The 18,726-nt window shown below is 57.7% G+C and carries 20 protein-coding genes; 7 read left to right on the top strand and 13 right to left on the bottom strand.

The genetic code is table 11. From position 1 onward, the window contains the following. Positions 1–198: 198 nt before the first annotated feature. Positions 199–885: a hypothetical protein gene (locus MFF34_RS06060; RefSeq protein ID WP_371918136.1), complete on the bottom strand. Its 687-nt coding sequence runs from the start codon at positions 883–885 to the stop codon at positions 199–201. 175 nt (positions 886–1,060) lie between these two features. Between MFF34_RS06060 and MFF34_RS06055 the strand changes: the two genes are divergently transcribed. From MFF34_RS06055 to MFF34_RS06040, 4 genes are all read left to right on the top strand, one after another. Continuing rightward, positions 1,061–1,885 (top strand): AraC family transcriptional regulator, encoded by an 825-nt coding sequence (locus tag MFF34_RS06055; RefSeq protein ID WP_238211162.1) that lies wholly within the window; start codon positions 1,061–1,063, stop codon positions 1,883–1,885. Positions 1,886–1,957: 72 nt separating this feature from the next. Beyond that, the gene (locus MFF34_RS06050) at positions 1,958–2,332 is read left to right on the top strand and encodes a cupin domain-containing protein (protein ID WP_238211153.1); all 375 of its coding nucleotides are present in this window, start codon (positions 1,958–1,960) and stop codon (positions 2,330–2,332) included. A gap of 185 nt (positions 2,333–2,517) precedes the next feature. Beyond that, a complete protein-coding gene (locus MFF34_RS06045; protein WP_186679892.1) occupies positions 2,518–3,681 on the top strand; it encodes an AAA family ATPase in 1,164 nt (387 codons plus the stop codon). Between the two features lie 238 nt (positions 3,682–3,919). Further along, positions 3,920–5,965 (top strand): TonB-dependent receptor domain-containing protein, encoded by a 2,046-nt coding sequence (locus tag MFF34_RS06040; RefSeq protein WP_238211151.1) that lies wholly within the window; start codon positions 3,920–3,922, stop codon positions 5,963–5,965. A gap of 72 nt (positions 5,966–6,037) precedes the next feature. On the opposite strand, the gene MFF34_RS28225 is transcribed toward MFF34_RS06040, so the two are convergent. From MFF34_RS28225 to MFF34_RS06015, 5 genes are all read right to left on the bottom strand, one after another. Then, entirely contained in the window at positions 6,038–6,688 is a 651-nt protein-coding gene (locus MFF34_RS28225; protein ID WP_371925411.1) for a methyl-accepting chemotaxis protein, read from the bottom strand. A 2,859-nt stretch (positions 6,689–9,547) separates the two neighbouring features. Next, positions 9,548–10,003, bottom strand: a complete 456-nt coding sequence (locus tag MFF34_RS06030) for a lysozyme inhibitor LprI family protein (RefSeq protein ID WP_238211142.1) — start codon at positions 10,001–10,003, stop codon at positions 9,548–9,550. 72 nt (positions 10,004–10,075) lie between these two features. Beyond that, positions 10,076–10,546 (bottom strand): lysozyme inhibitor LprI family protein, encoded by a 471-nt coding sequence (locus tag MFF34_RS06025; RefSeq protein WP_238211141.1) that lies wholly within the window; start codon positions 10,544–10,546, stop codon positions 10,076–10,078. An 804-nt stretch (positions 10,547–11,350) separates the two neighbouring features. Next, positions 11,351–11,569: an entry exclusion lipoprotein TrbK gene (gene trbK / locus MFF34_RS06020; RefSeq protein WP_099428889.1), complete on the bottom strand. Its 219-nt coding sequence runs from the start codon at positions 11,567–11,569 to the stop codon at positions 11,351–11,353. 157 nt (positions 11,570–11,726) lie between these two features. Continuing rightward, positions 11,727–12,758: a hypothetical protein gene (locus MFF34_RS06015; RefSeq protein WP_238211139.1), complete on the bottom strand. Its 1,032-nt coding sequence runs from the start codon at positions 12,756–12,758 to the stop codon at positions 11,727–11,729. A 201-nt stretch (positions 12,759–12,959) separates the two neighbouring features. Here MFF34_RS06015 and MFF34_RS06010 point away from each other — a divergent pair, with 201 nt between their 5' ends. After that, positions 12,960–13,127: a hypothetical protein gene (locus tag MFF34_RS06010; RefSeq protein ID WP_238211137.1), complete on the top strand. Its 168-nt coding sequence runs from the start codon at positions 12,960–12,962 to the stop codon at positions 13,125–13,127. A 297-nt stretch (positions 13,128–13,424) separates the two neighbouring features. Here MFF34_RS06010 and MFF34_RS06005 read toward each other — a convergent pair whose 3' ends face one another. The 3 genes from MFF34_RS06005 to MFF34_RS05995 form a co-directional block, all read right to left on the bottom strand. Next, positions 13,425–13,727: a hypothetical protein gene (locus MFF34_RS06005; protein ID WP_238211135.1), complete on the bottom strand. Its 303-nt coding sequence runs from the start codon at positions 13,725–13,727 to the stop codon at positions 13,425–13,427. Then, entirely contained in the window at positions 13,724–14,017 is a 294-nt protein-coding gene (locus MFF34_RS06000) for a hypothetical protein (RefSeq protein WP_238211133.1), read from the bottom strand. Before MFF34_RS06000 ends, MFF34_RS06005 begins: the two co-directional genes overlap by 4 nt. Before the next feature lie 72 nt (positions 14,018–14,089). Then, on the bottom strand, positions 14,090–14,314 hold the full coding sequence (locus MFF34_RS05995; RefSeq protein WP_238211131.1) for a hypothetical protein: 225 nt from the start codon (positions 14,312–14,314) through the stop codon (positions 14,090–14,092). A gap of 645 nt (positions 14,315–14,959) precedes the next feature. Here MFF34_RS05995 and MFF34_RS05990 point away from each other — a divergent pair. Both MFF34_RS05990 and MFF34_RS05985 read left to right on the top strand, forming a co-directional pair. Further along, positions 14,960–15,688 carry a type II toxin-antitoxin system MqsA family antitoxin gene (locus MFF34_RS05990; protein WP_238211129.1) on the top strand — a complete coding sequence of 243 codons (729 nt, stop codon included), beginning with the start codon at positions 14,960–14,962 and terminating at the stop codon, positions 15,686–15,688. Continuing rightward, positions 15,685–16,161: a hypothetical protein gene (locus tag MFF34_RS05985; RefSeq protein ID WP_238211127.1), complete on the top strand. Its 477-nt coding sequence runs from the start codon at positions 15,685–15,687 to the stop codon at positions 16,159–16,161. The genes MFF34_RS05990 and MFF34_RS05985 overlap by 4 nt, the downstream gene beginning before the upstream one ends. Before the next feature lie 447 nt (positions 16,162–16,608). On the opposite strand, the gene MFF34_RS05980 is transcribed toward MFF34_RS05985, so the two are convergent. The 4 genes from MFF34_RS05980 to MFF34_RS05965 form a co-directional block, all read right to left on the bottom strand. Continuing rightward, entirely contained in the window at positions 16,609–16,962 is a 354-nt protein-coding gene (locus MFF34_RS05980) for a hypothetical protein (protein ID WP_238211125.1), read from the bottom strand. Between the two features lie 26 nt (positions 16,963–16,988). Next, positions 16,989–17,435 carry a structural protein P5 gene (locus tag MFF34_RS05975; protein WP_238211292.1) on the bottom strand — a complete coding sequence of 149 codons (447 nt, stop codon included), beginning with the start codon at positions 17,433–17,435 and terminating at the stop codon, positions 16,989–16,991. Next, a complete protein-coding gene (locus tag MFF34_RS05970) occupies positions 17,435–17,662 on the bottom strand; it encodes a hypothetical protein (RefSeq protein ID WP_238211124.1) in 228 nt (75 codons plus the stop codon). The genes MFF34_RS05975 and MFF34_RS05970 overlap by 1 nt, the downstream gene beginning before the upstream one ends. Before the next feature lie 61 nt (positions 17,663–17,723). Further along, positions 17,724–17,999, bottom strand: a complete 276-nt coding sequence (locus tag MFF34_RS05965) for a tail fiber assembly protein (RefSeq protein ID WP_238211123.1) — start codon at positions 17,997–17,999, stop codon at positions 17,724–17,726. Positions 18,000–18,726 lie beyond the last annotated feature (727 nt).

The raw sequence follows: 18,726 nt of genomic DNA, 5'->3' as shown, positions 1-18,726 counted from the left end.
TCCTTAAGCTTGGCCTTTTCCTCTTCCGTGGAGTGCGCCGGTACTTGGCTTTGTTGCTTCTGGTCGTCTTTGCACTCAGTCATCGTGCTGCCCTCTGGTTGATGTTCATTAGGCACCCCTGCAGTTGGGCAGTTCAAATGTAGGGGCGCAGCACCACGGCGGTGGGTTGCCCCTACATACCGATAAAAACGCGTTACCTCATGGCCGCATCAAAGGCTCGATACCGATCCATTTCTTCACAGGTTGGTAGCAGAGTTTGATCGGGGGAATCGGCAGTTTCTGGCCTTGAACCTCTAGCGCGCCCAGGTGGATGGTCCACTTGGAATTGGCATCGAACTTGTCCGTCTGGAAAATCACATAAGCGGAGCCGTAGCGTTTGTTGTTGGTGATCTTGGGGATGTTGCGGTGTACTTCGTCGCTGTTGATGTCGTAGGGCGATGGGCGCGCGGCGGTTGGGTAAACGAGCGGATAGTCGTAGGTTTTGTCGATGCCTAGGTACACCTCGGGCCGCGCCTGCAGGCGTGAGCCATCTTCGAAGGTGATAGAGGCCTGGCGGCTGTCGTAGAGGATCGGGATCGGCGGCTCGCCGCGGGTGGAGCTGGACGACGGACGCTGGCGGTTTTTGTTGTAGGCGATCAGTTGCACATAGAATTCACGCCGCGCGTATTTCTCGCCGGGGTACTCGACGTGCAGGACTTGCTCGATTGGCCGGTCGCTCCAGTGAGCGGCGTGGTCGTAGAGGTAGGTCTCCAGGTAGAGGGTGGTCTCCCCCTGCGGGCCTGGCACTTTGAATTGAAATTCGGATTGGCAAAGGTCTGCGTAGGCGGGGCGCTCGCGCTTCCAGGGGACGCAGGCGGCGAGTGTGGCCGCTGCCAGCAATAGCATAAGCGATTGGATGCATTTCACGTTGGACATACCCCTCCTTGGTTCGCGTTTTCTGTACGCTAGGACCCCCGATCTGGCTTAGGGGTTCAGGCCTCTGACCTGAGTACAGCTTTAATGAGTAGGCAACCGTTTTCAAGTGACCGTCACGCAGGGAACCCGGCAGGAAAGCCCCTCCATGGAACGTAAAACAGCCCACGCAGCCACCTCGGACTGGGTCATACGCAGCACTCAACCCGGCAGCGTAGAGCGGATCGAAGCATGGTTCGGTAGCCATGGCTACGATCCGCATCGTCACGACACCTATTCGATCGGCCGCACCCTCGCCGGCGTGCAGAGCTTTCACTACAAGGGGGCACTGTGCCACGGCGTACCCGGTAATACGCTGGTCCTGCACCCTGATGAAGTGCATGACGGCATGGCCGGCACGGATGCGGGCTTTCGCTACCGCATGGCCTACATCGACCCGGCGTTGATCCAAAACGTGCTCAGTGGTGAGCCGTTACCCTTCATAGCTGGCGGGCTGTCCAGCGACCCGCGCCTGTACCGCGCCAGTGAAGCCTTCGTGCAGGCACTGGACCACCCCCTGGAAACACTGGAAGAGCAGGACGCCGTCTATGACCTGGCCATGGCCTTGCGTGCAGTCGGCGGCAAGCCACGCGGTCGCAAACGCCTGGACTACCGCTCGGCCGAGCGCGCCCGGGCATTCATCATGGAGCACCTGCACCTGGGCATCACCCTGGAAATGCTCGAACAGGCCAGCGGGCGCGAGCAGTGGAGCTTGTCACGGGACTTCCGCGCCCTTTACGGCACCAGCCCCTACCGCTTTGTCACGTTGCGGCGCCTGGACACTGTTCGGCGGCTGATGCTGGATGGCTTCACGCTGGTCGATGCTGCCCTGGCCGCGGGCTTTCACGATCAAAGCCACATGACCCGGCACTTCACCCGCAGCTATGGCGTGTCGCCGTTGCGCTGGCTGGAACGGCTGCGACCTGCGCGCTGACTTGCAGGATCGTACAAGCGCCGCGAGCTTTGGGTTCGATAGGCTGACTACCTCAATTACAGAGGATCCGTCATGACCAACGCCAACTTGCAACCTGTAAACCTGGCCCAAAAGGCTTCGCTGATCGACCGACAGTGGAGCCCGAGGGTGGTCGCCGAAATGAACGACTATCAGTTCAAGGTCGTGCGAATCGAGGGTGAATTCATCTGGCACTCGCACCCTGAGACCGACGAAGCGTTTCTTGTGCTTGAAGGCACGTTGCGCATCGACCTGCCCGAGGGCTGCGTCTATGTGAACCCGGGCGAACTGTATGTAGTGCCACGTGGGGTGGAGCACAGGACAGCGGCCCAGGGTGAGGCGAAACTGATGATGATCGAGCCACGCGGCGTGCTGAATACCGGCCATGAAGGGGGTGATCGCACAGCCCTGAACGACGTGTGGATCTGAGTCGGCGCTGCTTCAGGGGCGGCATTACGGCAGAATAGCAGGCCCAACGCCGCCCCCTGTAGGAGCGGCCTTGTGCCGCGAAAGGGCCGCATAGCGGCCCCAGCGATCCAAGCAAAGGCCCGCGGTAGTAAGGCCGCTCCAGTTCCGCCACAATCGGCCACTCAGTTCAAGCTGGGACGCCCCGCATGCTCACCACCCTCGCCATCGGCAACTACCGCTCGATCAACCACCTTGTGTTGCCATTAGGCCAACTCAACTTGGTGACCGGTGCCAACGGCAGCGGCAAATCCAACCTGTACAAAGCCCTGCGCCTGCTCGCCGAAACCGCCCAGGGCGGCGTGATCGAAGCGCTCGCGCGTGAAGGCGGACTGGATTCGACCTGGTGGGCGGGGCCTGAGATGAGCGCACGCATGAAGCGCGGTGAAGTGCCCATCCAAGGCCAGCACCCGAGCGACGCCAAACGCCTGCGGCTCGGCTTCGCCACCGAGGATTTCGGCTTTGCCATCTCACTCGGCCTGCCGATTCCCCTGCCCTATCCCAGCGCATTCATGCTCGACCCCGAGATCAAAACCGAAGCCATCTGGGCCGCCGGCGCGTACCGGCCATCGTCCTTGCTGGTTGAACGTAAAAACGCGATGGTTCGTGCCCGGGAGGGAAACAGTTGGACGGTACTCGATCAACATGCCGACAGCTGTGAGAGCTTTTTCAACATCGTTGGCCGGCCACGTCAGGCACCCGAGATCGGGGAGCTGCGGGCGTTCATCAACAGCTGGCGGTTCTACGATCACTTCCGTATCGACCGTGACGCGCCTTGCCGTCAACCACAGCTCGGGACTCGCTCGCCGGTTCTGCATCACGATGGGCGCAACCTTGCCTCGGCATTGCAGACCATCATCGAGATTGGTGAGGTTGAGGACCTCGTAGCGGCACTGGATGACGCGTTTCCCGGGAGTCGCCTGGCGATTGATGCACCGCCTGGTGGGCTGTTCAGCGTACAACTTCATCAGCACGGGCTTTTGCGCCCGCTGGGGGGTGCTGAATTGTCGGATGGGACCCTGCGTTATCTGCTGTTGATGGCAGCACTGCTGACGCCACGACCGCCGTCGTTGATGGTGCTGAACGAGCCGGAAACCAGCTTGCATGCTGACCTGCTTCCTGCGCTAGCGCGGTTGATCATTCGCGCTTCGCGTCGTAGCCAAGTTTGGGTCGTATCCCACAGCGCCCCGTTGATCGAGGCGCTGTCGGCCTGTGACGGCTGCAATGTGCTGGAGCTGGAGAAGATCCAGGGGCAAACGCAGCTGCGCGGTGTTGGGCTGTTAGATGAGCCGCTGTGGCGCTGGGTGGATTGATCGCGACCTGAACGCTCTTTCGGGACTGTCAGATTCTTGGTGTGTGGGCCGGTAACGGCCTGCCGTCAGGTAGCCGTGGCTGCACGCCTGGAATGCCCCTTCGCTGGGTCAATTTTTTGTAAATTTTCAGTAAATTATTTTTAACATTTTGTTTTAAACAATTCTCATTTGCGTTAGTGTCCTGCCCCGATTGCATTCTGCCCCTGGAATCCAACCGCTCGACAAGGACTGTTTCACGATGCCATGCCCACCTTTTTCCCGTGCCCTGCTCACCGTCGCACTGCTCACCGCGACTGCCGTCCAGGCCGAGGAAGCCCATGAGCTTGAACCGCTCCCCGCCACAGAACTGGAAGCTTCGTTCGTCACCGCCACGGGCGGCGGCACTGATGCGCGCGACGCACCGGCCAGTGTCAGCGTCATTACCCGGGAAGAGATCGAGCGACAGCCGGTCTACGACCTGAACACCCTGCTACGGCGCATACCCGGCGTCACCGGGGGCTACGGCCCGGTGGGCGAACAGTCGAAGATCAAGTTGCGCGGCCTCGACGACAAATACACCTTGATCCTGGTGGACGGTAAACGCGTCGGCAGTTCAGCCGACACGAATTACCGCCGTGATCTGGGCCGCCAGGACATCAACTGGATCTCGCCGAACATGATTGAGCGAATCGAGATCGTGCGCGGGCCGATGTCGTCGTTGTATGGGTCAGACGCCATGGGCGGCGTGATCAATATCATCACCCGCAAAGTGTCCCGTGAGTGGAGCGGCTCGCTCAACGTCAACACCACGATCCCGGAAGACTCCGACCGTGGTCAGACCAACCAGACCAGCGTTAACCTTTCTGGCCGTGTCACCGACTCCCTGGGGCTGCGCCTGGGCGCCAACCTGACTCGGCGCGCTGCCGACGAAGCCGAACCACGCCTCGACGCACTGGGTGACTTCGTTTACAACGACGGCGCTGGCGGCGCCAAAGACCACAGCGTCAATGCGTTGCTTAACTGGCAGATCAACGACAACCATGAGTTGTCCTTCGAAGCGATTCAAGGCGTGGAGCGTTCGTGGTCGTCGAAGAAAACCTACGGCGACTGGGGTGACACGGTAGGTGAAGCCTTCGGTGCCGGACGCCTCACCCGTGATAGCTTCGTGGTCTCCCACCACGGCGACTGGGGCTTTGGCACCTCGCGTATCGACGCTTACCTGAACAAGTTCAACAACGACCTCAGCGAGGGCAAGGCTAACTCGGAAGAAAAAATCGTCGAGGGTAGCCTTAACATCCCGTTTGACCTGTGGGTAAACCAGCGCCTCACCGTTGGCGGCCAGTGGAAGCGTGAGCAACTGACCAACACCGACACGCTGGGCACTGTACCCGTTGATTACCAAGGGGCAGCGGTGGGCGGCGCGGACCTTGAGGGCGACTACTCTGCGCTGTTCGTCGAGGACGAGCTGTTTCTGCTCGATAACCTATCGCTGACGTTGGGGAACCGCTTCGACCACAGCGACGAATACGGCAACCATAACAGCCCACGTGCTTACCTGGTCTATCACCCTCACCCTGACTGGACAGTGCGCGGTGGCGTGTCACGAGGCTTCCGTGCCCCCAGCCTGAAAGAAGGCAGTGCTGGCGCGGCGACCAACTCGGGCGGTCGCGGTTGTACATCGCTACGCCCGCTGGGTTACGTGACCGGCAGTTGCTGGATGGCCGGCAACCCGAACCTGCGCCCAGAAATCAGCACCAACAAGGAGATTGGCGTCTCCTTCGACCGCGACGGTTGGGAGGCCAGCCTCACTTACTTCCACACCGACTTCGAGGACAAAATCGAGTACGCGCCGCTGGGGTATTTCCGGGGCCGCTGGTGGACCATGCTTGAAAATGCTGAGGAAGCCCGCACCCGCGGCTGGGAAGGCAGCACCAAAGTGCCGTTGTGGGAAAATGCCAGCTGGCGCACCAACGCCACCTACATGCTCGAAAGCCGCAACCTGTCGACCGGTGAAGACCTGATCAGCTCGCCGAAGCTGTCGTTGTTCAGCGCCATCGACTGGCAGATCACTGAACGGATCGGCACAGAATTGTCAGCTCAGCACGTGGGCAAGCAACGCGGCCTGGGCACCGACTTCGTCAAGTCGTACACAACGTACGATCTGACCGCCAACTGGTCAGCCACCCGCTGGCTGACCCTGAACGTCGGCGTGCAGAACCTGCTGGATGAAGACCCACGAGATGACTCGACCAGCTTTTACGTACCCGGTCGGGCGTACTTTGCCGGGGTAACTACCTACTTCTAATTGGCAGCGGACAACCCAGAATTCGCACTTTTACGCGAATTCTGGGTGACTTGTGTGAGGCGCCGTCGGCGCTCAAGCGGCAGCGACCCGTTCGCCATCACCGCTGACCTCGAACTGCCCCACCAGCTTCTGCAGCTTGCCGGCATCCACCTTTACCTTCTGCGCGCTGTTTTGCAGCACCACTGCGGTCTGGCGCATCTCGCTGGAGGAGTGGTTAACCTGCTCGATGGTCTTGCCGTACTCGATGCTGCGGCGGTTGAGCTGCTGGATGATGGCGAACATGCCCTCCACCGCCTGGTGAAGTTGCACGTTCTCCGACGACGCATCCTCTGCCAGGCGCAAACTATCATCGACATTCTGCACGCCCTCCTCCATAAAGCTCACCGCTTGCTGCGTTTCGTTCTGCAGGCCTTCGACCATGTGCCGGATATCGTCGGCCGCCCGTGCGGTGCGGGCCGCGAGGCTGCGCACTTCATCGGCCACCACCGCGAACCCACGGCCATGCTCGCCCGCCCGTGCCGCCTCAATGGCGGCATTCAACGCCAGTAGGTTGGTCTGGTTGGTGATGTCGCTGATCAGCCCGGTGATATTGCCAATCTGCGCCATGCGGCTGTCGAGCAGCTGCACACTGGAGGCCGAGCGGGCCACCACATCGCGAATCGATTGGGTGCCCGCCTGCACAGCCAGGTACTGCTCGCGGGCGCGGCTGACCACCTCGTCCATGGCCTGCTTCATCTGTTCGGCGCTGACCGACGCCTGCTGCAGCTCACCGAGCTGCTCCTCCATGATGATCATCATCTGGTGCACCGCATCAGCCACCTCGACAGAACTCACGCTCGCTTCCTGGCTGCGCCCGAGCATCATCTGGTTGGTGCTGCCAACCGTGCGGCTGGCCTTGACCACCTGCCCCACCACGGCATCCAAGCGGTCGATGAAACTGTTGATCCAGCGCGCCATGTCGCCACTCTCGTCATTGGCCAGGGCGCCAGTGTCCAGGCGCTGGCGCAGGTTGCCCTCACCCTCGGCGATGGTACGCAGCACACCGCTCATGCCGTTCAACCTGGCCGCCAGGCGCCTGGGCCCGAGCACGCCGAACAGCAGCGTAGCGCCGACCATGCTGAGGGCCTGGATGGCGTCGTTCACCCCCTGTGGCAATCCGGCGTAATGCTGCACCAAGTAATTACAGCCGAACAGCCCAACCATGCTCGCCACGTAGGGTTTCATCAACCGGTAGCTCAGCGAACGGCGGCGGTAGACCTCCTCCAAGTCTGCCTCGCACATCATGCCCCAACGGTCGAGCGACCCTGGTAACTGGAAGGTCACCCCCTTGCCGACCACTGGCACATGGCGATAGTCCGAATAACCCGGGTAAGTCACGAACAGGTTGGCGCCACGCCGGATGGTTTCGCGCACGCCGGGGTGTAGTTCACGCGTCGCGGGGTCGGTGAAGCGCAACTCCAACTCGGTATGGCGCTGCACCTGCACAGTGCTCCAGGGCGTGCGCACGCCGCTCTTGAGGTTTTCACCATGGGTAAACGTCCCGTCTTCGAAGCGCGAACGGGACAAGGCGGTGCCTGGCTGCACGGTCGGGTCGAAGCGTGACTGCACCATGAACAGGTAATTGTCGCCCGACTCGGCATAGATATGCCCGGCCTCGCGTTGGATCAGGTCGCCCAGCACATCATTGGGGACCCGGCCACACAGGCAGCCCAGGACTTTGCCCGCGTGCCTGATCGGTTGGTAGAACATCAGCGTCACCTCATCGTGAAAACGCGACGAGGATGGGCCGATCTGCAAGGTCATCGGGTCGCAGTAGGGCCCGTGAAGAAACGGCGCTTTCAAACCATGGGCCAACGCCGCGTGCTGCTCGATCCGGGTGCTGCCACGCTTTGGCCAAGTGGATACCCTGACGTTGCCCGTGCAGTCGATCACACTCAGTTCGGAAAAATCTTCGGCCTGTGCCAGCTTGTCGAGTAATGCCGAAGGCTGCACATGAGCGAAGTCTGCTGCCAGGTATTCCGCCAACTCTGCCAGGTGATCCCATTGTTCGCGCGCCCAGTTGTGCAGCAACTGCACCCGCGTTTGGGCAATGGCTTCGAACGTCTGCTCGATTTCTCCATAGTTCGAACGATTGAGCCGGCACGCCCACCCCATGCTGAACTTGCCGGCTTTGCCGAACCAGGGCAGCCAGCCCCGCTCGCTCGATGACAACTGCATGGAACTACTTGAAAGCGACATTAAGTTCACCATAAGCGACACAGATATCAAAATGCCAGCAACTTCCACGCCAACTGTAATCCAAGCGTATTGAGGGGTAGTAGCTAGCACTGGACGCTTACTGATGGTGCATAAAGGCTGTTATTTCAGGCCACTTTGCACCCTGAAGGGGCGCGGGGAGAATGAAGCGATCGTTGTGGGAGCAACTGTCTTGTGGTGCTTGTGCCGGCCTCATCGCTGGCAAGCCAGCTCCCACAGGTGCGGCGCTAGCCTTTGAGGCTACACAGTTCGGGTGGGAGCGGCCTTGTGCCGCGATGGGCCGCAAAGCGGCCCCACTACAGGCGATGAATAACTTAACTGAACAGCACTACGCACTAGGCGGGCTCTAACGACTATTGAGGTGTACGTTAGGAAGGCTGGAATCTCGTGTTGCAGGCATGGCACAGCCAGGTACGACGCCACTCTTCGTACTGATCATATTGCACAACGTTGTGCCGCCAGTGCCGCACAAATCCGATCACACCGATGGTGATGAACGTCACACCAATGAAGAACCTGGTCCAGTCCACTTCCCAGGACAATTTAAGCCCATCGTAAAGGATGATGCCCCCCACCACTGTAAGCACTATCGGGCCCCGCAGACGTTTAGCGCCTGGAGGTGCGACGCTAGCGCTCAGATTAGTCTGCTGGCGCCCGGTTGTTTCAACCGTTACACGCGGCCCGAATCCTGAGTGCGCCTCATGAGTGGCTTGGAAATGAGAGGTTCCGGCGGCATGAATGACAGAAAGAAGCTGTACGTTTTGACCCTGACAGTGTGGGCAGGTGATGGCATTTTGACTTACCACAAATTCAGTCCTTTGAGATGGTAGAGGCGCGAATTTTAAACTAATTCTGAATATCCGTGCACTCACAAGGCGTTACGTTTCCCTGTGCGGTGAGCGCGATACATGTAGTTACGCCTAACCGCTGAAAATCAGATTTAGCCCCTTCCTTGTAGGGCATTTCCCAAAGATACTCGCGACGCCTGTTTTTCGTTGCGCACGCAAAACGTGAGTCATAGTCTCGGCCTGTCGCTGCCAATCGGCGATACGGTTTTGACAGACCGTGGGTCACTGAGTGCATGTGCAATGCCAGTTATGGCAGCTGTGCGTGGGGCACCTTTGTGTGCGCCGGGACTCTCAGTACCCTCGGTCTGTCAACCCACACACAGCTGCCACCCTTCCGTTTGACTGCATCGCCCCTACACACAACTGCTCTTCTAGATCTTTGACGCTAACATGTACTTGCCGCTTGATCCATTTCTCGCCCAGCGTTGAGAAAAAGCGCTCGACCAAATCTAAACTAAGGCGCAGAAGCTGGCAGGGCTCACCACTCGTCCAAGGCGTGAAGTCGCTGAATTTGATGCTTGTACTCACATACTAGTTGGTCGGTAGTGCTAGCGGTCCCTGTTGTTTGCGCGGCAACTACACCACAATCCTCCCTGACATACTGCTCCCACGCATCTTGCGCCTTCGGCAACATGGCCGGGACATCTTTCGGGAGCCAGTCCTTGTTTGCGTAATCCTGAGCAGTAGCAAGCTTCTCCCGGTATTTCTGTGTCACCGCATCTTTAGCCGTTTGCAGCATCAAATACGCGCAACGTCCCGAGCCCCATTTTTTGACCGTATCCGAACCGTTCAAACACCGCTGCCAATCGGACTCCAGCTTCGCCGCGAACTGGCGCACCGCCGCATCCAGTGCTTCCTCCCGGCCAACATCAGCATGGGCCACATCTATCACCAGCAACGACCCCACACAGATCGCAATAATCAAACTCCTCACTGGCCTCACTCCTTGAGGTGAAAATTCGCCGGCTGCATCGTGCCGGAGAAGCACGTTGTATCCCAACTAATGTTAGTACCAACCGTCGAGTGCACGCAGTCGCTGGAGCGCGTGTTTGTACTCACACAAGAGTGCATTGGTAGACCGAGCGGTTCCAGCTACGCTCTCTTCGTAAATCCCATCACAATCAGATTTGACATATTCCTTCCACCGGGCCTGAGAAGCCTTAAGCATGACAGGGACTTTCTCATAGGACGAAAATATGTCAGGACTCTCAGTCATTTGCTGAGCCTTAACCAGTTTTGCCTGGTACTTAACCTCCACTTTCTCGTTACTTGTGCGCACCATCGCGGAGAGACACATGTCGCTATCATTCGTAGTGTGCACGTCTGGTCTACTTAGGCACTGCTGCCACACCGCCTCCACCTTTGCTGCGAACTGACGGACCGCATCATCCAGCTCTTCCTCGCGGCCAACATCAGCATGAGCAGCACCCATCACGATCAACGATCCTATGCAGATCCCTTGAAACAAACCTTTCACGCGCCTCACTCCTTGAGATGTCTATATAAGGGACTGCATATTGCTGCAAAAAGAGATTGCGCACTACCAAGCGGCGTCCATTTACTTGTAGCGCAGCTACGGGGGCGCTCGATTCAGGGCCTCGGCAGCCTGGTTAGCACTAGTCGCGGCCTTCCGGGTCAGCTCATCTACGCGCTTGTCACGCTCGGCCATAGCGGCCTCATGGGCTTTGCGGATCTGGGCCATCTGGCCGCCCTATTGCGCCCCGCTAATCCGAACCGGCGTAGATCCTCAAGAGTGATAAAACTGCCCTTGTCGTCGTAGAACTCTTTGAGCTTGCCTTGGCGCAGAAGCTTGCCGCGCTCCGGCCCGAGGATCTCGTCCTGACGCACTGCCGATTGCATCCGGTTCCATTTGGCATAGGTGGTCGACTCCGGCACCCGGCCGTCCATGCTCGCCCGCGTTGCGCCAGCGCTGACTCCGGCGCGGCCCGCCAGCGCCTCAACGCTTATCGTGCAGCTCTGGTGGCCAAGCGCTGAAGAACCCTATGATTCCCGGCATCATTACGTAGATCCAGTGCTTGCCAGGGAATACGCAGATACCGACAGCCCAGATAGCTAGCAACGCTCCGCCCGCTCGCCTCCTACGCTTAGGCGTGAACCACTTCTGAAACGCCTTATGTCTCTCCCGCAATCCCATTACCACTCTCCTTGTTTGGTAAGGGGTGAAGCTTACCACCACGAATTGCGGCGCTCCTCGCCAGCGCCATCCACGCTAACGAAAACGCCGCCTGATGAGGCGGCGCTGACTGACGAAGATCGGACGTTACCAGGTCTTCGGCTCTGACTTCTTGTACGAACCACCGGTCATGCACTTCTCGACCAAGTCTTCGCGAGCCTTGTTGTCCGGAAGCGTTTTCAGGTAATCGGGCTGGCAGTGTTCTGCAGTGGGCTCGTAGGCGGCAGTGTCGGCGGTGTCTTCTTTGCAGCCGGCCAAGCCAATAGCGAGTGCGGCAACGAAGAGCGGAGCAATGGCTAGTTTCATGAGGGTCCTTCCTGTGAAATGGCCGGGCGTTATAGCAAAGATCCACCCCTCCCGCAAAACGTGACGCAACTCTAGCCCAATCAGAATCGCGCCACCCCGGCGAGGGCGGCGCCTTCAGTCGAAATTTCCTTGCCGCAGATCACGACCAAAAATGGGTTTAAGGGCTCAGGGTGAGGAAAAGCAGTTTCCCGCTCCGTTCGCCTTTCGTGCGAACAACCTGCAGGGTCACCAATTTGCCGTTGCTCAAGGCCTGAATGCCCTCGTTCTCGACGGTGTCAGCCTGAATCCCCATCGCTAATAGCTGTGAAACCAGGGCCTCAGGGGCAATGTATTCCGACTTGACGATCTTGCCGTGCCGGTCAAACAGGTTTACGCCAAAATAGTGGTAAGGCGTGGCCTTCATGCGCGATGACCAATAGCCGCCCATGGTCATTGCATAGCCGTCATCTGTTACCGCGAAGCCTTGGTGCTTGGGTAGATTGAGCTGCTCGGAGTTTCGGTAGCCAGAGTACTGCGGCGCAAAATTCACGTCCCGAACGTGTTTGAAGCTGCTGTCGAGCACCGAGTACTGGCCGCGGCTCTGCCCAAGCGCGTCTTCGGGCGTCTTGAACTTTTCGACATACCACTCGCCACCTTTGTGATAGAAACTTTGGGCAACGTTGCTTGCAACCGCCTCAAGCTTTTGCGTGGTGCCGAAACCGGATTGATCATCTACAAGACGATAGCGCGTGAGGGCGCTATCGGATCGCAGGAAGGCTACATCACCCCCCTCTTCCTGGGTCACCACAATGCCCTCGGACACCGAGGCCTGAGGCTCGGGAATGATGTAGGTCGAGAGCAATTCACCAGAGCTCCACCGGTACTTCTCAATCACGGCGCGAGCAGGCCGGCCATTGGAGTACCGCAGAACGTACAGCAGGTCACGTTGCTCATCGATTTCAAAGCCTTGTGGGTACGTGAACCGAACACCAAGACGCTGAACCGTCTCCTGATAGCTTTGGGACTTGAAGTCCAGCGTTTTCAAGATCGAAAAGTTGGGCTCTGCATGGGTCGCCACCGACGCCTCGAACGCGCTCATGATTTGAGAACGGGCAGCGATTGCCGCAGCCGAGCCCGCCTGAGCATGGCTAAACGAGCTGACGAAGATTGTGCTGATGCAGATGAGTGACAATCTCGAAAAAGTCGCCATGTTCTGTTTCTCCTTCATGAGTATCAAAAAGCGCCGCATCCCGCGCTGGAACCCTCAGCGATCCGTAACACGCCACTGTGCCACAACCCCTTGTAGCTCCCGTAGCAGCCTCTGGATTGCCTTCCGTTGGGCAGCCAGCGCGTTTGGCAGTTCAGACAACCTTGCCTATCGACGATAACGCCACCCCAGCGAGGGCGGCGCATGCATGGAGAAAGCTATGACTACGAGCACTCGAACAACCTTGATGTGCTGGTGGCGACCGGCCTGAACAAGCGGGCGGAGAAAGATGGCCAGAAGATCGCGGGGCATACCACTGAAGATATGACCAGGAACTACCAGAAGCTGGATAGTGGCGAATTCGCCGGATAGTTTTGCGCCCATTTTGCGCAGAGCCGCCCATAAAAAAATCCAGTCACCGCGAAGTGACTGGATTTTTTAGGGATTTTTGGTCGGGACGGAGTGATTCGAACACTCGACCCCTTGCACCCCATGCATGCAGGACCTAGCAACACACAGTAAACACGGCACTTTTCTTGGCGCTCGCTGCAATCGACTGCTCATAGGTGCCAACAGCTGCGTGAGAGTGTCACGCAAAAATCACGCAGGCATTTTACTCGCCGCGCCCGCCTTCGGCGTTCTGCCGACCGTTTCCCTTCCTTTATATAGCTACTCAAAGGCAGGCGGTTTCTTGCCCTGCCCCTTGATAACTTCGATACCCCATTCCGGTAGAGGCTCGTAGTAGCCGAACAGGCCCATGGCGTATGCATCTTCAATCTCGTTCAGGCCATACAGCCGGGCTGACTCGGCAAACTCAAGCATCTCGCACAGCTGGTCGACGTCGACCTCGCCACGCCGGTGGGCGGCCATGGCCATCTCGCTGAGGACGGCGCCCCGGCTATCTGGGTCAGTGGCCAGGGCGCATTGGTCGTTGAGTTCATCCAGCCAGGCTCTGGGTAGTCCGTCCATCATTCCGCCCTGCACCGCCACGACTGGGCGTACATCACGCCGTCGATCTCCTCGATGCCGTTGATGTTCATGCCGAGCTGGGCCATGCCGTTGACCTTGGCATCGTGCAGCCGCGGGATGATGTCCGGTCCTGGCGTTGGGTTGAACACCCAGGCTTGGGTCGCGACTCGGCCCAGCGGCTCGCTGTGGTGATCACCGATGTGGATGTCCGCGCGCAGCGGCTGGACCTTGCGCAGCTGATCGGCAGGAATGGCCAAGCCTTTCTCGCGGCGACGAACGAGGAGAAAATACATGTGGCACCAATACTGTATAAAGATACAGTATCTTATAGAGGGCGCCGGGTGCGGAAAATGGCCGATAAGCGGCTAATGGAGTTTCGGCAATTCCTTTCCGCGCAGCTTAGCTATCACCCGAAACTGATAGTCGGATACCACCTGGAACAGAGACTCAGCAAGCTGATGTAGGCGTTCCACTTCTTCTGGCGGCGCACCCCGCTCCTGGGCTTGATGATACTCACGCAGGGCATCCATAGCCTGTTGGATCAGCGGCTCGCCGGCCTCGACCATGCCAATGAAGGTACGCTTGTCCATTGAGTATCCCGATAATTTGATGTCGTTCGCACTAGAGGATCTGCGGCTGTAGCAAGCTTACTCATCCCATAAAGCTTAGCAAATCAAGGCCACATAGCACCTTCGTGCATAATCGAGCACCTCTACCCTCACGCAAACGAGATTGACTATCATATGATCGACTAGCTAAACGCTGTGAGAGCACTGTAGACTTACCATTATGGTAAAGCATCGAATTCTCAGCCTCTATGATCGGGGGCCACCTCCTCTCGCTGGCGCCTCGAGATCTATCGATGGCGGGCCTCTGTATGCTCCAATCGACGTCCTCGCATTGCTGCCCAGAGCAAAGGTTCAGCCAATCACTCGAAATTGTGCGGACCACATCCAGGACCTTCTTCTGACAGATGGCGATACGAAGGACCTAGTCCATGGAGCTGTGTCCCATGGAAGGTTCATCGGCTCAGAGTGGTGTGAGGTGGGGATGTCTAAATCAAGCATACCATCATGGGCTGCAGCCGACGCATATGCTTACACTAGAAGAGAGTTTATTGAGGCAGCTCACAAAGAATTCGATATTACCTATTATATTAAATTTTGTATTGGGAAGCACGGACAAATTCTACTTTTAGTTTCTTGCCACACTTCCCGAGACAACCGGAGAAAAAAATGAGCCATCACACCGAAATTTGCCCAGTTTGTGGCGAAGGCTGTCTCGAAGAGACGGGGTATGATCGCACCATTGAGTACAATGGAATTCGCGGCGCCGTACGCAACTTGATATCGCAGTGCGATACTTGTGGTTGCGAACAATTGACCCCGAGCCAGCAGAGACATAATCGCAGAGCATTAATCGCCTTTCACAAAAAATGTGATAACCGACTTTCCTCAAGCGAAGTCCGTACTGCCAGAAAAAAAATGAACTTAACTCAGGTAGAAGCATCACAGCTATTCGGCGGCGGAAAAAGTGCATTTGCCAAATATGAGTCTGACGATGTTTGCCAATCGGAAGCAATGGATAAGCTAATAAGACTTTGCTGGGTATCCGCTGAAGCCCTGATGACACTGAAGGGTTTGCAGAAAGGACTAATAACTTCGCACCTTGACGAATACGAAACTGATAGCGTCCACATTATAGACGCAGGAATAGTGCATTCATCGGCCGTGAAGATTAGGCGAGCCCCACGAGCAAATTACTGGCAAGAAGCCAAGCTAGAAAGCTCCAAAGTCGTGGTGGTAAGAGGCTTCGATGCGACAGATGGCCTGATTGCTGAGGCTAGCGGAATATATCGAGTGATTCCCGATCATATTTCACCAGATGACCAACATCCGAGCTTTGAAAATGTTTATAGCGATATAGATTATGATCGCCTAACTATCCAAAGAGGTTTAACATGAGCGCTTCCTTAAAAAAAGCTCAGGACAGCTTGATTCTTCGAGATGTGTATTTTTCCTCTACTATTGGAAAAACCATAAATGATTTCGACCCAAAGTACGTAGCAAACTTACACGACCTTTATATTCAAACCGCTGAATATATCGACCGCTTCGACATTATCCTTGCCGAAGAAGACCAGAAAAAAATATATCGAGCTTTTGTTAATTTTGGTTCTCGCTGGCTCAGCGACGACGCGCCCAAGAAAAAATCTTTAAAAACTGAGGACAACAGATCAATCCATGCCGTCATCGAAGCAAAATTGATTGTTGAATATTTCTTATCTGCAGATGCAGAAGAAGAGAAATTGTCATCCTTAGCAAGCAAGGTGGCATTTAGTGATGCCTGGCCACTCTGGAAGGAATATCTAATCTCCGAGCTTAATCGCCTAAAACTTAGTGGCGTAAAAATACCAGAACAAAAAAAGAGAAGCTAACCCAGAACGACATTCGGATTAATTATAATCATGAAGACACAAAAACATTTTATCAGTTGGTAGACCCGGACGTAATACACCAACCTCTAAAAATTGCTTAGCATGCGTACATGCTTCATTGACATGCGGAAATAGCAGCCACTAGTTGCCGCTCAAGCCCGATACGCTGCCTCCGCTCAGCCAGCAGTGCCCGTACTTTCACCTCTAGGCTGTCAGTCTTGCGCAGGCCGGCGGTGGCCCAAGCCGGTACCGGGATCTCCGGCGCGCGACACGGCACTTGCACCGGGACCTCAACACGGACGTACTGTGTCTGAGGTTCGCTTTTCCCTGCGCACCCAGCAAGCGCCAGCACCAGCCCGCTCCCACAGGCGAAGCCATAGATTACGCGTAGTGCAGCCTGGTAAAGGCCCATTCCACTGCCACAGGTATGTGAGTTCAGCACCAGCCTCATAGGCCCAGCTCCTTGTCGATGATCGAGGTGGCGGCTGCGCATTGGTCGCCACCGGATTGTTCCTGCTGCAGGCGGATTGCCGCGGCATAGTCGACATCTGCGCCGGCCCTAGCTTCGCCCACAGCCTTCTCGGCGCCAGCCTGACGCTCATTTGCCGCCAGGGCCAGATCGCCAATAGCCTTACCCTGCTCTGCCGCCAGCCCGCTGAGGTTGTCCCGCGCAGCAACACAGGTCGCCGCTTCCTTATTGGCCTGATCGAGTAGCGGCCGGTAATGGTCGGCCGCCAACCAAGTGCCGCCGGCAGCACCCGCACCAATCAGCAGCGCCGAACCAAACAGTACGGCGGCCATACGACTGCCCTCCACCGTCGACAGCATCAAGCCAGCGCCCGCCGAATGCCTTCGTCGATTACCTCGGCCTTGTAAGGGTTTCCGCCGTTCTCGTGGACGATGATGCCGACCACAGCTTCACGCAGCACCTGCGGCTTGGAGATGTCGATGGAGTCGCGGACGCCTACGCCCAGGCGCTTGGCAATGGCCTGCGCATACGCCAGGGTGTTGTTCTCGCTGGATGGGGCCCAGCGGCTGATGAACTCCAGCGGTGTATCGATACCCGGACGGCCAACTCCGGGCATGCCGTCCTTGCCCCGGTAGTTCAGCAGCAGCTTGCCCAGCGCCCGGATGCCGTTCTCGGCCAGGTCAAATCGGGCGAAGCGCGGACTGGCCACGCCTACCTCCACGCCGAGCTGGCCTTGCCAGGCATTGCGGGGGTTGAAATCGATGTTGCCGGGGTTGTTGTTCCGGACGCCGCGAGGGGTTGCCATCATGCTGGCTCCTCCGCCGGCACTTGCGGTTCAACCTCGGCAGGCTCTTGGGCGGTGACCGTGACCTCAGCCTTGAAGACCTTGAGCACCTTCGCGGTGGACAGAACTACCCGTGGATTGGCCCGCAGCTCCTGAGTAGCAGCCGCTTCGGCCTCAGCATCGGTGGAGAACTGGCGCTTGTTCAGCGGGTTGTAGTCGTTGGTGGTGTCGATGACGATGAAAGGCATGGGTTTTCTCCAGGCAAAAAAATACCGCCGGCGGCGGTTGGGTTTGAGGTAACGCTAAGGGTCAGGCGGGCTGTGCCGGCCAGTCGATCAATTCGGGATAGCCGGGCTGCTCGAGCAGGCGATTCAATGCAATCCGGTACCGCTTCCAGTCCTTGAGTGCTGCTGCCTCGGCCTCGGTGGCTTCCTCCAGCTCAACAGCATCCTGGAGAGGCGCAATAGCGGAATCAGCTACCTGTCTGAGGCTCTGGATTTGCTGGGTCACCTTGGCCGCCAAGACTTGTGTCTGCTGCTGCTCCTTCATCTCCCGAGTCACCATCTGGCTCCAGTCGATCTGCATTTTCTACCTCGATGTTGTAGGGGGGGAGTTGAACAGTGCCATCGCCAAAGAGGGTGATGGCCTGAGGGAAGCGGGTCGATTCCGGAGCGTTTAATCCGTGGGGCAGGATTAGAGTGAACTCGAGTTCACCATTCATCCGGGTGACCTCTCCCTTGAACCACTCGCTGTTGACAGCGCCAGGTGGAAGAGTTGCTCCTTCAGGGAGATTGGAGAAATCGAACTGCTCTCCGTTGAGGTACAGGACGTCTCCCGCTCGGTATAACGAAAGCGGATAGTCCCGATAGGATGGAGAAAAACTGATTTTCATTACTGCCAACTCCCTACTGCAATGGCCGATACAATGAATGCCTGTGCTACAGCTGGGCCGTTACGGACCCAAAGGGTGCAGGACGCCGTCCCCCAGTTCCCGGTGTGGATATAGCCGAAGTGGTCCACGCTCTGCATTGGCTCAAATGACGCTGCGGGGCTGTAATTCAAATTGGCGAACGGCGCCGGGAATGTCCAAAGAAAGTTCCCTACCGCTGTCGCCCCCACCGAGGCCGTTTGAGCCCCACTTCCCCGCGGTAGCACGCACACCTGCATCCCATTAGCGAATCGGTAAGCCGTGCCGTTGGCGTTGGTGATCACTTGCTGGAGCGCTGTGCCTGACGCTACGTTGCCGAGAATAGCTGCTACAGCCGCTGCGCCGAGGCCCAGGCCTGTCCGCGCAGCAGCTGCAGTAGTCCCG

This window comes from Pseudomonas sp. PAGU 2196 (genome assembly GCF_022179005.1).
GTDB classification, from domain to species: Bacteria; Pseudomonadota; Gammaproteobacteria; order Pseudomonadales; family Pseudomonadaceae; genus Aquipseudomonas; species Aquipseudomonas kermanshahensis.
Note: the sequence above shows the minus strand (reverse complement) of the source record. Positions and strands in the feature narration are given on the sequence as shown.